Below are 19,114 nucleotides of genomic sequence, written 5' to 3' on the forward strand. Positions count from 1 at the left end.
TCGCGTGAGCTTCTGGCGTCCGCCTATTCGCTACGTTCGATGAAAATTTCGACCCGACGGTTTTTGGCACGTCCCTCGGGCGTCGAATTGCTGGCGATTGGTGAATCCGATCCCTTGCCGTCGACATCAACGCGCGAACCATCGGCCAGGCCGGGTTTCAGCGCGGCGGCAACCGCCTTGGCGCGCTCGACCGACAATTCGAAATTCGAGGGGAAACGCACGGTGCGGATCGGCGAGCTGTCGGTATGGCCAACCACCCGGATTCGCCCCGGCTCCTTGTCGAGCGTCGCCGCGACGCGGGCCGCGATCGGCTTGAAACCATCCAGGATGGTTGCCTGGCCCGAGGCAAACAGTGCGAGATCGCACACCCTGATCACGATGAAGCTCGCCGTCTGATCCGCGGTCATGGCGCATGCCGTCTTCTCCTGTGCAAGCGCGTTGCGAATGCGCTGCAGCTGGGTGATGCGGTCCGGCGGTGGCGGCGGAGGCGGTGGTGGCGGCGGCGCAACGACGCGGCGCTTGAGCTCGATCGGATCGCCGGGATGCAGTGCCAGCGCGACTTGCGCAGCATTCTCCGCACGGCCAGCCAGCAACGTTCGCAGAACGAAATAGGATCCGGTTAACAGCGCAGCGACCACCGCCGCCACCAGCCAAACGGGAATGCGCAAGTGCTTCCGCCGACCGGCCAAGGCCTGTCCGCGCCAGTGCGGCGACAGATCGTTGGTCGGCTTGGGCCGAACCCGGCGCAGCGTTTCATAGAGGTTGCGCTGGATCACCTGGAGGTTCGCAAGTCCGCCCGGCGACGTCCGGTGGATTCCCTGGAATCCGAGCGCAAGGCAGGCGTGCTGAAGCTCGAGCACCGGATAGTTGACGAGCGGATCAGTCTTCAAATGGTCGAGAATCTCGAAGAAGCGTACGCCGCCCACGCGCTCGCCGAAGAACCGGCTGAGCATCGAGTATTGGGCCCAGACGTGCCGGTCGTCGGTCGGAATGTGCTGCACAATATCGTCGGCGGTCGCGCACAGGATATACTTTGCCGTATTGGCCTGGTGCTCGGAAATGCCCGCCGAGCGGATATCCTTTTCGAAGAACTTGATGGCGTCGGCGACCTGCTCCATCAGGCTCGCGAATGACGCCCGCATCAGCGCGACGCGCAGCCGGCCAAGCAACTGCAGCAAAGGGCCGCCGGCGCGCATCACCGGATTGGCGTTTGGCGCAACCAGATCGTCGACACGCAACGGCGGTCCGGGCGGCAGGATCGGTTGCGGCGCCTGAGCCTGCGCCGGTGTCGAAATCCATTCCTCTGAGGGCTGGCTGGTCGGCGGGGCGGCGTAGCTTGCGCCCTGCGGTGTGGGAGAAAACGAGGGCGGCGGCGAAGGGGCACCAGGCGAAGCCATGGGCGATGGCGAGTACGCTGGACGGCTGGCAGGTCCCTCGCCTGCTGGAGCTTGAGGAGCCGGAGCCGGCGGCATCTTCCCGCCGGGGTTCGGACGGATGATGGTCCGCTCACCCCGACCGAAAGGATTAACCGGCTTGTCCCTGTCGGTCATGGCCGCTCTTCCAGGATGGCCCAAAGGTACAACTCAAGCTCCGGCCAGTCGCCGGAAAAATGCATCCCGATCGAGGCCGCTGTGCTGAACTCGGGCCACAGCGGCGACTTGCGATCGAGATAGAAATAGACGTGGTCTGTGATGGCTCGGATGTGCGGTGGCGGCGTCGGCAGATGCACCAGGGTCAAACCCGGCAGGTTTGCGTGCACGATCTCGGTCATTTTTGTGTTGGGCCCGACCTTGAACAGGTGCGGGAATTCATTCTGGATCTCCACGAGAGGCCGCCGCGCGGCGACCTCCAGCACCAAGGTCGCATTTCGGAACAACGCGCGATCGCGGATCGGCGATACAAATGCGTTCTGGGCGCGTTCGATGATCTCCAGACGGATCGCCCGCCTGCCCAGCCGCGCGCTCAGGAAATCCTGGATGTCGCGGACCAGGGGCGTGAAGACGTATTCGAGGTTGTCGTGATCGTATGCCGGGTAGTCCCGTGCGCGTCGTTCGGTGGTCGCGAAGGTCGCAAGCTCACCGGCAAACCTCAGCAATTCCTCGTAGAGCCGTTCCGGATGTACGCTGCCGGATCGTTTGAAATGAGTCAGCACCGGAATGGTCCGGTTCAGTACCTGCAGCACCAGATAGTCGACGCTCTGCAAACCGCCGCCGGACGACGGATCGACTGCGTAGCGCGCAAGCTCGTCGAGCTTGGTCTCGACCCAGCCGATGATTCGGTTGAGCCAGCCATCGACAACCGGATGCGCGGCGCAGACCAGCATCGGCGGCACAAACTTGTCGTCGAACAGGATGTTCTTGTCGCGCACGTCGAGGATGCGAGCGATGCCGAGACCCATGTATCCCGGCTTGCTCGTCTTGCGCAGCTCGAACGACAGGCGTGGATAGACAACGTCAATTTCTTCTTCGATGCGCAGCGCCGAGGTTGAATCGATAAACGTTTCGGCAGTCCGAACGTAGCGACTTGCGCTGTCGGTGCGATCCTCATCCACCTCCCGCGTATTGGGCGCCGCGACCGGCATCATCAGCCAGACGATCTGGCCTGCGGCCGAATCCGGCACTTCGATGGCTTCCGGGATCGGGCTGTCGGCAGGAATATCGAACGGCGTTCCGTCCGGCATGACGCCGGTCGCACCGCGCACGGCGAATTTGCTCTGCTGGGTAAGATCGTTATCGATCTCGAGCTGGGCAAAGCCCCAGGGGTACGGTGTCGTGTAACGAACACGCTTTTCCAGCAGATGCTCGAGATAGCGATCGTTCTGCTGCAAATGATGCGGCCGCAGGAACAGGCCTTCCGACCAGAACACTTTGCTGTACCAGGACATTCCTACATCCACTCGGCAATGATCGGCGACTGCATCGTCACCGACAGTTCACTTTGACCCCGACTTGTCTGCGCGGTCGTAATATTCGGAGAAATGCAGCATGAAGGTATCGATCGGCGCGCTCTCGTCGCGACCGAGATGCGCGTTCCAGCGCGTCAAAAATTCATCCCAGAGCTTGCTCTTGTTCGAGCCAAACAAGGACCGTGCGCCGCGCTGAAGCTCGAGCTCGCGCGCCATCAGCGTCGGATCGATGCTGGCGATTAGTCCCCGGACGGCATGCTGCATTGCCGCATAGGTCTTCAATTGATGGGATTTGAGGTCCTTGAAGCCCTGGGCGAAGGCATGCGGCGCATCGAGGTAACTGCGCGTCGGCGGCCCGAACAGGATACGCATCGCGTCTTCTGCGGTCGGCGAGAATTTCAGCGGATTGTTCTCGATGGCCTGGATGGTGGTTTGGCTGGTGCTGCGCGTCAGCTGCTTGGCCTGGGTGCGCGCCTGCAGCAGGGCCATCAAGTTTTCCACCGTCATGCGCAGGATGACGCCGAGCTGTTCCGCGAGTTCAGCTTCGGTCTTGTCGGCAAAGAAACCGTCCGGCAGCCCGGCAGCACGTGCGACCAGGCGCGCAAACTCGGGATTGCCGATCGACGCCGCCGTGGCCGGTGCCGGCTCGGCCAGTTGCGGCCGCGGCGCTCCCACATGCCCTGTCGGTGAGGGCACCGGCGGTGGCGGGACAGCCGCGTCGTCGTCGGTCCACACCGACGGTCGGCGCGGCGTCGGCATCGCGTGCAGCACGTCGACCGGCGGTTTTGGCGTGGCGACCGGACCGGCTGCCCAGCTCATGTCGTCGTGCAGCGGCGGCTCGCGTTGAGGCATCTGCGGCGAATGCCGGACAGGATCCACACCCGCCGCGGGAACGCTCGCTGCCCAGTCCAGGAATTCTGGATTGACGGGCCGCGCGGCCTCGCGCGGTTTTCGCAACTGCTGCGGGTCGATTGGCGGCGGCACGTCGCGACCGGGAGCCCACAGTTCCTGGTAATCGGCGTGCTGCTGAGCGAGCGGAGCTTGCTGCTGCGCACCATGGCTCGGCGTGCCCTCGGCAGGCTCATCCAGGTCCAGCGAAACGCCAATGACATAGTGGCCGATGACGAGCCGATCGCCGTTGCGCAGCCGATGCGCTCCTCGAATGCGCTGGTCGGCACCATTGAGAAAGGTGCCGTTGGTCGAGACGTCGTGCAGCCAGTAGCCGCCGTCGCGATAATGGACCTCGCAATGCTTCCCCGAAATCATCCGTGCCGGATCGGGCAATGTCCAATCGAGATGGCGGTCCCGGCCAATGTCGACCGAACGCCTTCCGGTGACGGTAAATGACACAGGGCCGCCGTCTGGAAGGTTCGGCTCGTTCTCGATGTTAAAGCGAAGCACCATCACATCGTCTCGTCAGCGTGGAGGGCGCGGTTCGCCGCGTGCCAATTGAATACCATCCTCCAGGCAGGCCGTCATTATCCGGTCCCTGGACTCACGGGTAAGCCGGCAGAGGCCGATCAAAAGGGCTGCGCGAACCGCTCGCGCCGTCTGATCCGGCTTGGCTTCGACCGGCGCAAATTCCGCGGGAACCACGCTTCCGCCGGACCAACCCGCCGCCAGCGCCAGCCAGGTCGCCGGCTGCTCGGGATCGTTGGCATTGCCGACCGCCAAAGCCTTGTTGCGCGATTGCTCGTCCGGCTGCCGGACCCAGGTCTCGGCGAAATTGAGCGACCTGCCTTCATTGCCGTCGAAATGGTCGAACATCTGGCGCAACGAGCGACAGCCCCAGGCGACGGCCACGCGCCTGGGGAGCAGATACGCGCAGAAGGACACAGCCTGGTGCCAGTTGCCCGCATCGGCCGCCTCCTGCAGGAAATCCAACGAGAGTTTGTCCGGGGCGGCTTTGCCGACGTCGTAGCGCGCCAGCGGATAGGCTTCGAAGAGATCGCGGACTGTGCTGAACCGAACCTGATTCATGGCTGTCAGCCGACAATGGTTGGCGTGCCGTGGGCAACCAATGGGCCGCCGGCGGCGAGCGCCATGGCGGCCTGCGCGGTCATGGTGATGGTTGGGGCGTTGATGATGATGCCGGCTGGAGACAGGATGATCTGGCTTGGACCAACCTGCAGGGTGATATTGACGTTGGCCGAAAGGGTGATGCTCAGGCCCGCATCGACGGACTGATCCATCGCCAGCTTGACGTGCTGACCGCCCAATTGGATATCAAGCTTGTCGTTGCCGTTCTTGAGCGTGGTCTTGCGGGTATCGCCGCCGAACGCCGCCTCACCGATGGTCCTGGTCTCGGTGTCGCGGACCGTGACGTCGTAGTCCTTCTCGGCGTGCAGGGTGATCTTCTCGGACCCCTTCTTGTCCTCGAAGTTCCATTCGTTGTAGCCGCCTCCTCCCTTGGTCGAGTCGGATTTCAGACCCGCGATCGTCTTCTTGGACGGCAGGTCGTACGGCAGCTTGTATTCATCGTTGTATACGGTCCCTATCACCAGGGGCCGGTCGGGATCCCCTTCCAGGAATTCCACGACCACCTCCTGCCCGACGCGCGGGATGATCTGACCGCCCCAGCGCTTGCCGGACCAGACTTGCGCCACGCGCAACCGGCACGACCGCTTCTTCTTCCGATCCCAGAAAAAGCGAACATAGATTTCGCCCAGCGACTCGACGTCGATTTCCTCGCTCGAATTGTCGTCCTTGGTCACCACCTTGGCTGTCTGAATGCCGTTGATCCTCGGCTTCGGCGTCGTCATGGGAGATCGAAACGGCCGATCGCTCGGCAGAAATTCGTAGCTGCCGAAGTAGACGTGCTGTCCGGCGTCGCCGGGGCCGCCAGTGCGATAGGATTCGATGGAAAACGAGTGAGCTGCCCGTACCACGAGATATTCGACGTTCTGCGAGTCTTTCGCGTGCTTCTCGAGCTTGGTTAGTCCGCCCGGGAACAGATTGACGGCGTCGCCGTTGCCCCGGCGGCGACGATCCATCGCCTGCTCGGCCTGGAGCTGGATCTTCGCGTATCGCTCGCCGTCGGATTTCTCCTTGAACTTGCCGGGATAGTCGTAGAACTCCATCTCGGATCGCGTGTAGTGCTCGGAGCCCTTGGCGTCGCTGATCATCTGCGCGTTTGGCTTCTGGTAGTTGTAATCGTTGAGCTCGATCTTCCCGGTGCGGAACCGGCGCTCGGAAGCCCATTCATAAATATGCTGCTCGCCGCGACGATCGGAGCCGGTGAGCGGGATGTAGGGAATCTTCGCGAGACCGTTGATTGGACTGTGCGAGGACTTTGAGTCAGCCAGCACCAGCGTGTGCTTGCTGCCCTCATGCTTGAAGAAGTAGTAGATCCCGTGCTGCTCCATCAACCGGCACACGAAATCCAGATCGGTCTCGCGATATTGAACGCAGTATTCGAGCTTTGGACATGAGCCCTCTTCGGTAAGCTTGGACTCATAATCGGTGAAGCCGCGCTCGTTGAAGACCTCCTTGATGATGTCGGGCGCCTTCTTGTCCTGAAAAATCCGGCAATCGGTGGTCCGCGACAGCAGCCACAACCAGGGCCTCAGCACGATCCGGTAACTGAAATAGTCGTTCTTCACCCCCAGCCATTGGGCTTCCGTGAGAATGCCGCTGAACTCGCGTTCCTTCTCGTGCAATTTGATGGTGAGGGTGCACTGCTTGCCGATGGCCCGATCGAAGTCGAGATCGGCTTCCTCGCTGAGACACTCGATGCGATATTCGAACAGTTCGCTCAGACCTTCGGCGGCCTCGAACCGGGCAAATACCAGAACGTCCTTGCCAAGGGGGGTCTTGAGCTCGCAGAGGCGGGTATCCTGGGTAAGCTGGCCCATGTGGGCGTTAAACTCCCTCGTTGACCGCGCGAGCTGCGCAATCGGCGCAGCAGGCGGTCAAGCACGAACAACCGAAATCCGAGCCGTCCATCGGTGGGATGGCCGGCAAGTCCGCTCGGTGTCACCTCTCCTGACGCGGCAACGCACCCGCCCGGGGAAGCCACTGCGGCACTCATGTAGTCGGTTCCAAGCGCTTGCTGGTTCACGGGAAACCGCCACCATCGCGGGAATGAACCGAGGCCGGCGTTGATCTGACCTACCAGTCAATCGGATCATGATCCCCCGCGTGATCCGCCAGATGTCATGGACCTGGTCGAGGGGCCAGGGCCTCGCAGACGGATCCTCTTTGCATGCTCGACGTCGCATCCCTGACCCAGCCCATCGACCCGGACGATCCCTGCGGGCCTGACCTCGATGCGGCCGGCGACGTCCAGTACCTGAACTTCTTCGCAGCTGCGGAATCGCTGCTGCCGATGTCGTATTTCGAGGTCGTCAATGCGAACGGAGAGCGCGGACGCTTCGACCCGAAGGCCATCGATATTGCCGGCCAGTTCGCCGCTGCGCAGCCCCTGTTGGCTCGCACCCGCGATCTGCGCCTGACCATGCTGCTCGCCAAGTTTTCCATCCTGAACCGCGATCTCGACGGCTTCCTCGGCTGCCTGCGGGCAACCACCCTGCTGCTCCGCGAACAATGGGAAGCGGTTCACCCGAGGGGCGAGGACGGCGACTATGCCTTTCGTGCCGTCACCATCGAGGCGATCGACGTGTTTCCGACGGTGATCAACCCGCTCCAATTCCTCCCCCTGATCGAAAATCGAAGGCACGGCAGCCTCAACTACCGTGCCTATCAGATTGCCAAGGGCGAAATTCCCGCCGGCGATGCCGATGTCGACACGCCAGATCTCGGAACCATCGAGCGCATCGTCGGCGAGACCGATCTCGACACCCTCAAGGCGGTGAGCGCCCGCTGTTCCGCGGTCGCTGCCGAGATCGCCGGCATCAAATCGGTTTGGCACGAAAAGTTGAACTCGGGGCAACCCATCAGTCTCGACCGGCTGGCGGGTGTCGCGAATGGCATGGCCGGCTGGCTCGCGACTCTGGTCACCGCACGCGATCCGGCCGCAATTGCCCCGTCCCCGGACGAGCTTGCTCAAGACGGCCCGCAGCTTCCGATCGAAATCGCCGGCGCAGTGACCTCACCCGGACAGGCATCCGCGGCACTGGCGGCGGCTGCCGACTATTTCGCTCGAAAGGAACCGTCGAGCCCGGCGCTGTTGCTAGTGCGGCAGGCACAGGACATGGTTGGCAAATCGTTTATCGAAGTGATGCGAATGCTGATGCCGGCCCACGTCGAGAGCGCCGCCATCAATATCGGTCGCGACAAGGTCTTCGACCTGCCGATCGAGCGCATGGCGGAATTCGCCACCTCTCTCCCATCCGCGGCCGAAAATGAGGCTCAAGATACTGTTTTTTCGGCCGAAAATAGAGCGCAGGCGTTGGACTTGCTGAGCAAGGTCGCGTCGTTCTTCAGGGCCGCAGAGCCGTCCAGCCCGATCCCGTTCCTGGTCGATCGCGCACGCGAACTCGCACAGCGAGACTTCCTCAGCCTGCTGAACGAAGTGCTGCCCGAGGGCGCTCTGAAGGCGATCGATAAATCGAATTGAACCCGCCTTCCGTTCGAGGGGACTAACTGAACGGAAGGAAGCTCCGCCGACGAAAGACCGAGGCACTTCCCTGCCTGCGTCGCGCAGTCGGCTTCCGCAGATATTTTTTTTGTGAAGAGGGCAACCCAATGGCAACCGACAGCGGTCAAAAATTCATTCGCCGAAACCGCGCACCGCGCGTGCACATCACTTACGAAGATCCCTACGACGCCGAGCGGCTGATCGAACTGCCGTTCGTCATGGGCGTCCTGTCCGATCTTTCCGGCAACAACCCCGGCATCGAGAAGACGAAGGTCGAGGAGCGCAAGTTCCTCGAGTTCGACATGGACAATTTCGACAACCGCATGGCGGCGATCCAGCCCGGCGTGACGGCGCGCGTCGCCAACCGTCTCAGCGACGGGTCCGACGAAAAGATCTCCGTCAACCTGCGCTTCAACAAGATATCCGACTTCACGCCGGTGGCGGTCGCCCGCCAGGTGCCGGCGACGGCCAAGCTGCTCGAAGCGCGTGAACAGCTCGCCAACCTGCTGCGCTACATGGATGGCAAGGTGGGTGCCGAGGACCAGCTGAAGAAGCTCCTCGCCGATCCTCAACTGATGGCCGCACTGCGCGAGCGCGCGACCGGCCAGTCCACCGAATCCGACAGCAACAGCTAAGGGAAGGAATGGGGACCATGGCAAAAGAAGCAATCCACAAAGAGACCACCGCCAAGGTCGGGACCGTCGAGGCTGACGAGTTCGCCGCCCTGCTGAAGCAAAGCTTCAAGCCGCGCACCGAACGTGCGGCGACCGAAGTCGAGAACGCGGTGTCCACGCTCGTTCAGGAAGCGCTGAAAGATACGAGCGTCATCAAGTCGGACGTGCTCGACACCATCGAGGAGATGATCGCGCGGATCGATCAGAAGCTGACCGCGCAGATGAACGAGATCCTGCACGCGCCCGAATTCCAGGCGATCGAAAGTGCCTGGCGCGGCCTCCACTACCTCGTCTTCAACTCCGAGACCGACGCCAACCTCAAGATCCGGGTGATGAACGTCTCCAAGAACGAGCTGTATCGGAACCTGCGGCTCTATCCCGATGCGCGCTGGGACCAGAGCCCGCTGTTCAAGCAGATCTACGAGTACGAATTTGGCCAGTTGGGCGGCGAGCCGTTCGGCTGCCTGATCGGCGACTACTATTTCAGCCACCTCCCCACCGACGTGCAGTTGCTCCGCGATCTCAGCAAGATCGCCGGCGCCGCGCACGCCCCCTTCTTCAGCGGCGCCGAGCCTACGCTGATGGGAATGGACTCGTGGACCGAACTGTCCAACCCTCGCGACATCGGCAAGGTGTTCGACACGCCGGAATACGCCGCATGGAAGGGACTGCGCGATCAGGACGACTCGCGCTATCTCGGTCTGTGCATGCCGCGCGCACTGGGCCGCCTCCCCTACGGCGCCAAATCGGAGCCGGTGGAAGAGTTCGCCTTCGAAGAGGAGACGGACGGGCACACCGGTGACAAATACGGCTGGATCAACGCCGCCTATGCGATGGCGGTCAACATCAACCGCGCCTTCAAGGAGTTCGGCTGGTGCACGCGCATCCGCGGCGTCCAGTCCGGCGGCGAGGTCATCAACCTGCCGACGCATACGTTCCCGACCGACGACGGTGGCGTCGACCTGAAATGCCCGACCGAGATCGCCATCAGCGATCGTCGCGAGCACGAGCTTGCAAAGGCGGGACTGATCCCGCTGATCCATCGCAAGAACACCGACAAGGCCGCCTTCATCGGCGCCCAGTCGCTCTATAAGCCGAAGAAGTATTTCGGCGACAAGGGCGTGGATGCAACCGCGTCCGACAACCTGTCGTCACGCCTGCCCTACATGTTCGCAGTATCCCGCTTTGCGCATTATCTGAAGTGCATGGTTCGCGACAAGATCGGATCCATGAAGGAAAAGGATGAGCTGACGGTCTGGCTGCAGACCTGGATCAACGAATACGTTGATGCCAATCCGGCCTTGTCGTCAGAAGCTCAGAAAGCGCGCAAGCCGCTGGCCGCTGCGAAGGTTGAAGTCATAGCAAACGAGGAGAACCCGGGATATTACAACGCGCGCTTCTTTCTCCGTCCACACTTTCAACTGGAAGCGATGGACGTCGGTCTCAGTCTCGTTTCGCGCCTGCCAGGCCCGAGCTCCTGACGCCGCGCTATTGCAACCGTCACTCATCAGAGAATTTTGAAAGGGCTATGCTATGGCTGTCGACATCTTTTTGAAACTCGATCCGATCAAGGGCGAGTCGCTCGACGACAAACACAAGGACGAAATCGACATTTTGAGCTGGTCGTTCGGCGAGAGCCAAAGCGGCACGTTCCACAGCGGGTCGGGCGGCGGCGCCGGCAAGGTCGCGGTTCAAGACCTCCACTTCACGCACTTCGTGGACAAGGCGACACCCGAGCTTTTCAAGGTCTGCGCCAATGGAAAGCACATCGACAGCGCCATCCTCACGGTACGCAAGGCCGGTGAACACCCGCTCGAATATCTCAAGATCGAGATGAAGCACGTTCTGGTTTCCAGCGTCTCGACGGGCGGATCGCACGGCGAGGATCGCCTCACCGAAAACGTCAGCCTGAACTTCCAGAAGGTCAAAATGACCTACAAGACCCAGACCGAAAAAGGCGGCGCCGGCGCGTCTCCGGTGTTCGGATGGGACGTTGCGGCCAACAAGGAATGGGCCTGATCGCAGGCTTCCTGCCCGGCGCCGGTTGCCAATAGCGGCAATCGGCGCGGGAGGTACGGGGACCGTCAATGACCGTTACGCCAAGGAAGGACCGGCTCTCTCCGCCATTGATGCTGGCCTTTCGTGCGGCGCATGACGCGCGCGATGCCCGCAAACCACTCGAACTGCGCGATCAGTTCGGTGAGCGAGTGATAGCGGGACGGCGCAGCGCTGGTCGTTTCCCGATCTCGGAGACGCTGCTAAGGCGCGAGGTTTCGCAGGACGTCGAAACACTCCTCAATACCATTGCGCTCGAATCGACGCTTGACCTGACCGGTCGCGGTTGCGTCCGCACCTCGATCCTGAACTATGGTTTCCCCGATATCGCAAACCGCTCGATCGACGAAGTTACCGACGAGGAGCTCAGCGATGCCCTGCGCATGTCGCTCACGACCTACGAGCCGAGACTCGATCGCAAGTCCATCCGGGTGCGGCGCGACACCTCCGTGGGCGCCGAGCAGCTCAAGCTGCGCTTCGTCGTGCATTCCGACCTGAAATGCGAACCGCTCAACGTACCCGTGGAATTCGTCGCAGACGTCGACCTCGACAGCGGCGATATACAGATCAACCGATTATAGCATGAACCGCGAATTCCTCGACTTCTACAATCGTGAACTGTCGCTGCTGTACGAGCACGCGGAAGGTTTTGCCGAGGAATATCCTGGTATCGCCGAGCGCCTCGGCGGTCTGGTCCGCGACCGCTCGGATCCGATGATCTCAGGCCTACTGGAGGGCGCTGCATTTCTCGCCGCTCGTGTCCAGCTCAAGCTCAAGCACGAGTTTCCGGAATTCACCGCGAACCTGCTTGAGCAGTTGGTTCCGAATTATCTCGCGCCGACTCCGTCCGCCATGCTGGTCAAGATTCAGCCGACCTACGCCGATCCGGCGTTGCGCGACGGCAAGAAGATTGCGCGGGGCGCCTATTTCGACGCGAACTATCGCGAAAGGGAACGCAGCCTCGCCTGCCGGTTCCGGCTTTGCCGCGATATCGTGCTTTGGCCTTTTGACGTCACCGGCGCCGAATATTTTGCGACCGCGGGCGCGTTGCAGGCCCTCGGGATTGCAGTCGGCGGAGAAGTTATCGCTGGGCTCAGGCTCTCCTTGACGCACCGTACCGCCGCGCGGCTCGACGAGGAGCCGGCGGACGCCGAGACTCGCAACAAACCGGAGACCTGGTTCGCCGGCTGCCGCACCAGCGAACTGCCCATCTATCTGACCGGCGCCGAGTCGGACGCCATCGCACTTTACGAACAACTGACCTCGAACTGCGTCGGGCTCTATTTTCGCTATCTCGACGATTTCGGCGATCCGGTCGTCATCCGGGCTCCGAACGACTGTGTGCAGCAAGTCGGCTTCAGCGAGAACGAATCCCTGTTTCCGAACGACAACCGGGTCTTTCGCGGGTCGGAGTTGTTGCGGGAATATTTCGTGTTTCCGCGCAAGTTCCTCGGCGTCAATCTGACGCAACTTCGCGCTGTGATGCCGCGGTTACGCAGCAAATCCATCGATATCGTCTTCGCGTTCAATGAGCACAACTCGCGGCTCGCCGCCTCGGTCCGGGCGGACACGTTCAGTCTCTACACCGCCCCGGCGATCAACCTGTTCGAAAAGACCAGTGATCGCATCCCGATCAAGTCGAACACCTACGAATACCACGTGGTGCCCGACCGAAGCCGCTACCTCGAATACGAGCCGCACCAGGTGCTGGAGGTTTACGCGCACTTTCCGGCGGAAAAGGACAAGCGGCGCGTGCGTCCGCTGTACTCCGCCGCCGTCGACAGGACGGCCGGATCGGTCGAGGGACTTTATTACACGGTTCGTCGGCTGCCGCGGCGGCGCACCGTCGAAGAGAAGACCTATGGCGCGGCCTCGGACTATACCGGGACGGACATGTTCCTCTCGCTGCTCGAGCCCGGCGACCCGAGCGGCGACGGATCCGCCGCCGAGCTGAGCGTCCGCGCGCTGTGCTCCAACCGGCATCTCACGGAACATCTGCCGGTCGGCCAGGGCGGAGCCGACTTTCGCCTGCTGGACGACACCTCGCTCGAGCTGATGTGCATCGCCGGCCCCACCCGACCACGCGAGCCGGTGGTGGCGCAGTTGCGCAGCCGCAGCGAAATCGCCAATAGCGGCGTCGTCAGCTGGCGCCTGATCAACATGCTGAGTTTGAACTATCTCGGCCTCGTGGAACGCAGCGGCGGCAAGAACGCCGGAGCACTGCGGGAGATGCTGTCCTTATTCGCCGACCAGTTCGACGATGCGACGGAACGAAAGATTCGTGGCGTGCGCAGCATCGAGAGCAGGCCCGTGGTGCGGCGGGTGCGTGAGCGTACCGGCAGCGGCGCGGCGCGCGGCCTGGAGATCACGGTCACGCTTGACGAGAAGGCATTCGAGGGCAGCGGCGTGTTCCTGCTCGGAGCTGTGCTGGAACGCTTCTTCGCCGACTATTCAGGCTTCAACACCTTCACCCAGACCGTCATCTCGACCCCGGAGCGCGGCGAGATCATGCGTTGGCCAGCCCGCATGGGCACCCGGAGGCCGCTGTGACGCTGATCGACCAGATGAAGGCCGAGCCCTGGCGGTTCGATTTCTTTCAGACGCTCCGCCAGCTCGAGCGATGCAATCCGGATCGACCGCGGATCGGCGACAGTGCAGCGCGTCGCGAGGAGTTTGTCGACCTCGGTCAAACCCCCTATCTGGAATTTCCCGCCTCCAATCTGAGCTCGGTCGACGATCGTGATGGCAGGCTCAAAATTCTGGTCAAATTCCTCGGCCTGCTCGGACCGCAGGGCGCGCTGCCGCTGGCTACCACCGATGAGAGCGTCGGCTGGCAGTTGATGCGGGACGACGCTTTCCCCCGTTTTCTCGACCTGCTGAACGGACGCTTTCTGCAGTTGTTCTTTCGAGCCTGGGCAGACGCACGGCCGATCGCCCAGCATGATCGGCCATCCGACGACCGCTTCATCGCTTATGTCGGCTCCTTCGCCGGCCTCGGCTCCGATATTTTTGCCAATCGGGATACCGTGCCTGACATGGCGAAGCTGAGCTTCGCCGGGCTGGTTTCACCGAGAGCGAAATCCGCATCACGACTGGCGCGGCTGCTGCAAGGGCTGTTCGATGTCAGGGTCGAGATCGACGAGTTCGTCGGCACGTGGCTCCCATTCGACCCAAGCCATTGCAGCCGGCTCGGCGGGACGCACGCCAAGCTTGGTCACGACGCGCTCCTGGGCTCGCGTGTGTTCAGCGTCGAAGACAAGATCAGGGTTCGCGTGTTCGTGAAGGATTTTGCTCAATACGAGCAGTTCCTGCCCACCGAAGCGCCGAACCTGTCCGAGCCCCTGGCTGACGCCGTCTACTTCTACATCGGCGACGAACTCGAGTGGGAGGTGGAACTTGCCATTCCGGCGGGAGCGGTTGTCCCGATGAAGCTCGGGCAGAGCGGACGCCTTGGATGGACCAGCTGGGTTTCGCCGAACTGGGCCTCGACCGAGGAGTATCGGCGCGATGCACGCTTTCACCTTGCCGAGCGTCTCAGAGCCCGGCGCAACGCTGCGACTGATCAGCAGCCGATTTGAACCTAAGCATCGCTCCGATTGTCCTAACATCATGGGAATTCGAGCCGATTTCCGCGACGACCCGGCATCGCCCGGGGATTGAGCAGGAGGCGCCATCGTGACCGATATCAGCCTTGAGGCCGTGACTGGCAAACTGAACCGGGCCGGTTACGATGCCTTCATACAGGCCCTGCGCCACGCCAAGAGCGTCAGCAACCGTAACGTGGAGCTTGCGCACTGGCTGTTTCACATCCTGCAACAGGAGCGGACCGACCTCAGCCTGTCGGTGGATCACTACAAGCTCGACCGCGCGCGGCTGCTGTCGGACCTCGCGGGCGTCATCAACGGTTTCCGCAAGAACGAAACCGACATGCCGGGCGTCGCCAATTCGGTCATCGATATTCTCGACCGTGGCTGGCACTACGCCACGCTGTTCTTCGGCGAGACCCAGATCCGCACCGGACATCTCCTGGTCGCCGGATTGAAATCGAACGAGATCCGTCGTGCGCTCAACAACATCTCGCAGGAATTCGCCAAGATAAATGTCGACGCATTGGCTGCGGAGCACCGCGCCATCTGGGCAGGCTCCGAGGAGGAGACCATGCGTCCGATGGACGGCTCCGGATTGGCCGGTGCCGGTACTGACGGTACGGACCGGGCGAATCCCAAGGGGACGACGCCGCTCGACCGGTTCTCCCAGGATCTGACCGCCAAGGCCAGATCGGGCCAGATGGACCCGATCCTCGGTCGAGACGACGAAATCCGCCAATTGATCGACGTGCTGATGCGCCGGAGGCAAAACAATCCGATCCTCACCGGCGAGGCCGGCGTCGGCAAGACCGCCGTGGTCGAGGGATTTGCCCAGCGCATTGCCGCCGGCGAGGTGCCGCCGCCGCTGCGCAACGTCAGGCTCTGCGCGCTGGATATCGGCCTGATGCAGGCCGGTGCCTCGATGAAGGGCGAGTTCGAGCAGCGCCTGCGCTCGGTGATCGACGAGGTACAGAACTCGCCTACCCCGATTATCCTGTTCATCGACGAAGCGCACACGCTGATCGGGGCCGGTGGCGCCGCCGGCACCGGCGACGCGGCCAATCTCCTCAAGCCTCCCCTCGCCCGCGGCACGCTGCGGACCATCGCCGCCACCACCTGGGCAGAGTATCGCCAATACATCGAAAAGGACCCCGCACTCACACGGCGCTTTCAGCCGATCCAGGTCGATGAGCCGGATGTCGAGACCTGTTGCATCATGCTGCGCGGTCTCCTGGGCCCGATGGAGAAGCACCACGGCGTTCGCATCTCGGACGCCGCGATCGTGACCGCGGTCAACCTGTCGCATCGCTACATTCCGTCCCGACAGCTGCCGGACAAGGCGGTCAGCCTGCTGGACACAGCTTCAGCACGGGTAGCCATCAGTCAAAGCGCGACGCCGGCCCTGATCGAGGACGCTCGCGTCGCGATCGCGGCCCGCGAGGCCGAACGATCGGCGCTGGTCAGCGACGGCGATCTCGGGGACGAGAACAGCGAGCGCATCACCACAATCGACGGCGACATCGCGACGCTGAAGGCCAAGCTGTCCGGCCTGGAGGCCGACTGGGCCAAGGAACAGGAGCTCGTCAAGGACATCCGCAGCATTCGCGAAATCCTCTCCGAGAACGGCGACGAAGATCGAGCGACGAAGCGCGTCGAGTTGCGCGGCAAGTTCGAGACACTGGAAGGCATCAATCCGGAAAAGCGGATGATCTATGCCCATGTCGACCAGCAGTCGGTCGCCTCTGTCGTGTCCGACTGGACGGGTATCCCGACCGGCAGAATGATGCGCGACGAAATCGAGACCGTCCTGAAGCTGCCCGAAATTCTCAATCGCCGCGTGCTCGGCCAGTCCCACGGGCTGACGATGATTGCGAAACGAATCGAGACCAGCCGCGCCAAGTTGGACAACCCGTCCAAGCCGATTGGCGTTTTCATGCTGGCCGGACCGTCCGGCGTGGGCAAGACAGAAACCGCCCTCGCGCTTGCCGAAACCCTTTATGGCGGCGAGCAGAACATGATCACGATCAACATGTCGGAGTTCCAGGAGGCGCATACGGTCTCGACCTTGAAGGGCGCACCTCCGGGTTACGTCGGCTATGGTGAAGGCGGCCGGCTCACCGAAGCGGTCCGGCGCAAGCCCTACAGCGTTATCCTGCTCGACGAGGTGGAGAAGGCCCATCCCGACGTCCATGAGATCTTCTTCCAGGTGTTCGACAAGGGAGTCATGGAGGACGGCAACGGTCGGCGAATCGATTTCAAGAACACATTGATCATTCTGACCACGAACGTCGGCACCGATCTCATCATGAGCCTGGCGCGCGATCCGAAGTATCGCAACGAGCCGGAAGAACTCGCCAGGCTGCTGCGGCCGGAATTGCTGAAGGTGTTCCCTGCCGCGTTGCTTGGGCGCATCGTCTCGATCCCCTACTTTCCGCTTTCGGACGAGATGCTTGCCGGCATCGTCAGATTGCAGCTCGACCGGATCGGACAGCGCCTTCGCGATAATCACAAGGCTGTCTTCGGCTACGACGATGCAGTCGTCGAGCACATCGTATCCCGCTGCAACGATCCGGACTCCGGCGGGCGGATGATCGACAACATCATCACCAACACGTTGCTGCCCGAACTGTCGCGTGAATTCCTCAGCAAGTCTCTCGCCAAGGAGGAGGTCAAGCAGACGCGCGTCTCGATCGTGAACGACAAGTTTGCATATTCGTGGAACTGACTGCGATGAACATCCAGACCGAGCACCGCCAGCCGACCACCGGCACCACACCATACGATGAGGTGTATTATCCCGGGCATGTCTACGGGCTCACTCACCCGAACCATCTGGCAACGATCGCTACGGTCTACGGCATGCAGCCGGCTCCGGTCGAGCGCTGCAGGGTCCTGGAGCTCGGCTGCGGCGTTGGCGGCAATCTGTTGCCGATGGCTTTTCAATATCCGGACAGCGAGTTCATCGGTATCGACCTGAGCGGCGTTACGATCGAACGCGGACAGCGGAACATCGCCGCGTTGGGCTTGGGCAACATCAGGCTTCTGCATTGCGACATCATGGATGTCGACGCTGCCTTCGGACAGTTCGACTACATCATCGCCCATGGCGTGTATTCATGGGTGCCACCGGTCGTGCGCGAGAAGATGATGTCCATCTTCAAACGGAATTTGGCGCCACGGGGGCTCTGCTATGTCAGTTACAACGCGCACCCGTTCTCGCATCTTCGCGACATGGTCCGCGACATGATGCGCTACCACACCCGGCGCATCACCGGGATGAAGGAGAAAGTGGGACAAGCTCGCGCGATCGTGAAATTTCTCAGCGAAGGATCGAAGTCCAGCTCGGTGCACGGTACAGTCATGCGCGACCAGTGCAACCGCGTGCTCAAGGCTCCGGACGAGTTGCTTTTTCACGACGATCTCGATTCTGGCGCGACGGCGTTCCTGCTGCACGAAGTCGTCGAAGACGCCGGCCGACATGGGCTGCAATATCTGAGCGACGCCGATTTCTCACGACGCTATCTTGCCGGTTACACCGAAGAGGTCCGCGCCACGCTGCAGCGCTTTCCCGAAAGCGAGTTCATGGCGCGCGATCAGTATCAGGACTTCATCGACGGCAACGGGTTTCGGCGTACGTTGCTCTGCCACGAAGGCATCTCCCTTGACCGCAAGGTCGATCTCGACTTCATCACCGCCTTCTATCTGCTGAGCACCACCAGCCCGCGTCGCCCCGACGCCTGCCTGACCGACGATTCCGAGATGGAATTTGAAAATCGGGACGGCAGCCGAATCACCGTGACCAATCCGCTCCTGAAGGCCGCACATCTTTGTCTCGGCCGGGCCTGGCCGCGCGCACTCTCGTTCACTGAACTGCTCGATGGCGCCCGGACGCTGCTGGACGGCCGGCAAACAGCCGATGATCAACGGATATTGACGGAAGCGCTCTATATCCTGGCCTGCAGCGGCGAGGTCTCCTTTCTGAAATCACGGCCGTTTCTCGTGAAAGAAGTCACGGATTGTCCGCAGGCGAGTCTGCTCGCCCGCAGACAGGCGCAGAGCGGCCCGCTGGTCACCAATCTGCTTCACCAAACCGTGCAGTTGGAGGACGACAGGACGCGCCACTTCCTGCAGCTGCTCGACGGCTCCCGGACGATCGAGCAAATCACAGCGGAAATGACTGAAATCTTCGGACCGACCATCCAGGTCAAGCAATTGGATGATGCCGGGCAGCCCGCCGAGCCGTTGCTGCTGTCAACCCGACAAAGCGTTGACCGTTCGCTGGCGACGGTCGGCAAACTGGGTTTGCTGGTGGCCTGAGGACGGGCGGCAAGGAGCCGGCCCGTCATTTTGTGGA

General features: G+C 62.1%; 14 protein-coding genes. 9 read left to right on the top strand and 5 right to left on the bottom strand.

From position 1 onward, the window contains the following. Positions 1-23: 23 nt before the first annotated feature. From tssL to ACVMDN_RS20735, 5 genes are all read right to left on the bottom strand, one after another. Positions 24-1,397 carry a type VI secretion system protein TssL, long form gene (gene tssL / locus ACVMDN_RS20715; RefSeq protein ID WP_283809217.1) on the bottom strand — a complete coding sequence of 458 codons (1,374 nt, stop codon included), beginning with the start codon at positions 1,395-1,397 and terminating at the stop codon, positions 24-26. A gap of 149 nt (positions 1,398-1,546) precedes the next feature. Next, complete coding sequence (gene tssK, locus ACVMDN_RS20720; RefSeq protein ID WP_456814503.1) at positions 1,547-2,884, bottom strand: type VI secretion system baseplate subunit TssK; 1,338 nt, start codon at positions 2,882-2,884, stop codon at positions 1,547-1,549. Positions 2,885-2,932: 48 nt separating this feature from the next. Beyond that, positions 2,933-4,309: a type VI secretion system-associated FHA domain protein TagH gene (tagH, locus tag ACVMDN_RS20725; RefSeq protein ID WP_456814504.1), complete on the bottom strand. Its 1,377-nt coding sequence runs from the start codon at positions 4,307-4,309 to the stop codon at positions 2,933-2,935. 12 nt (positions 4,310-4,321) lie between these two features. Next, positions 4,322-4,885 (bottom strand): DUF6931 family protein, encoded by a 564-nt coding sequence (locus ACVMDN_RS20730; RefSeq protein WP_057019592.1) that lies wholly within the window; start codon positions 4,883-4,885, stop codon positions 4,322-4,324. A gap of 5 nt (positions 4,886-4,890) precedes the next feature. Next, a complete protein-coding gene (locus ACVMDN_RS20735) occupies positions 4,891-6,759 on the bottom strand; it encodes a type VI secretion system Vgr family protein (protein WP_456814505.1) in 1,869 nt (622 codons plus the stop codon). A 350-nt stretch (positions 6,760-7,109) separates the two neighbouring features. On the opposite strand from ACVMDN_RS20735, the gene ACVMDN_RS20740 reads away from it, so the two are divergent. The 9 genes from ACVMDN_RS20740 (at position 7,110) to ACVMDN_RS20780 (ending at position 19,077) form a co-directional block, all read left to right on the top strand. Continuing rightward, positions 7,110-8,423: a type VI secretion system protein TssA gene (locus tag ACVMDN_RS20740; protein WP_456814506.1), complete on the top strand. Its 1,314-nt coding sequence runs from the start codon at positions 7,110-7,112 to the stop codon at positions 8,421-8,423. 128 nt (positions 8,424-8,551) lie between these two features. Further along, positions 8,552-9,079 (top strand): type VI secretion system contractile sheath small subunit, encoded by a 528-nt coding sequence (gene tssB, locus ACVMDN_RS20745; protein ID WP_057019595.1) that lies wholly within the window; start codon positions 8,552-8,554, stop codon positions 9,077-9,079. Between the two features lie 17 nt (positions 9,080-9,096). Next, the gene (gene tssC, locus ACVMDN_RS20750) at positions 9,097-10,599 is read left to right on the top strand and encodes a type VI secretion system contractile sheath large subunit (protein WP_057019596.1); all 1,503 of its coding nucleotides are present in this window, start codon (positions 9,097-9,099) and stop codon (positions 10,597-10,599) included. Between the two features lie 52 nt (positions 10,600-10,651). Next, the gene (locus ACVMDN_RS20755) at positions 10,652-11,137 is read left to right on the top strand and encodes an Hcp family type VI secretion system effector (RefSeq protein ID WP_016843423.1); all 486 of its coding nucleotides are present in this window, start codon (positions 10,652-10,654) and stop codon (positions 11,135-11,137) included. A gap of 68 nt (positions 11,138-11,205) precedes the next feature. Then, on the top strand, positions 11,206-11,754 hold the full coding sequence (gene tssE / locus ACVMDN_RS20760) for a type VI secretion system baseplate subunit TssE (RefSeq protein ID WP_028339373.1): 549 nt from the start codon (positions 11,206-11,208) through the stop codon (positions 11,752-11,754). Between the two features lies 1 nt (position 11,755). Beyond that, the gene (tssF, locus tag ACVMDN_RS20765; RefSeq protein WP_456835027.1) at positions 11,756-13,723 is read left to right on the top strand and encodes a type VI secretion system baseplate subunit TssF; all 1,968 of its coding nucleotides are present in this window, start codon (positions 11,756-11,758) and stop codon (positions 13,721-13,723) included. Next, entirely contained in the window at positions 13,687-14,751 is a 1,065-nt protein-coding gene (tssG, locus tag ACVMDN_RS20770; RefSeq protein ID WP_456814508.1) for a type VI secretion system baseplate subunit TssG, read from the top strand. Before tssF ends, tssG begins: the two co-directional genes overlap by 37 nt. 97 nt (positions 14,752-14,848) lie before the next feature. Then, on the top strand, positions 14,849-17,485 hold the full coding sequence (tssH, locus tag ACVMDN_RS20775; protein WP_253623751.1) for a type VI secretion system ATPase TssH: 2,637 nt from the start codon (positions 14,849-14,851) through the stop codon (positions 17,483-17,485). A gap of 5 nt (positions 17,486-17,490) precedes the next feature. Then, positions 17,491-19,077: a methyltransferase regulatory domain-containing protein gene (locus ACVMDN_RS20780; protein ID WP_456814509.1), complete on the top strand. Its 1,587-nt coding sequence runs from the start codon at positions 17,491-17,493 to the stop codon at positions 19,075-19,077. The last annotated feature ends 37 nt before the right edge of the window (positions 19,078-19,114 follow it).

The organism is Bradyrhizobium sp. USDA 4510 (assembly GCF_054059095.1).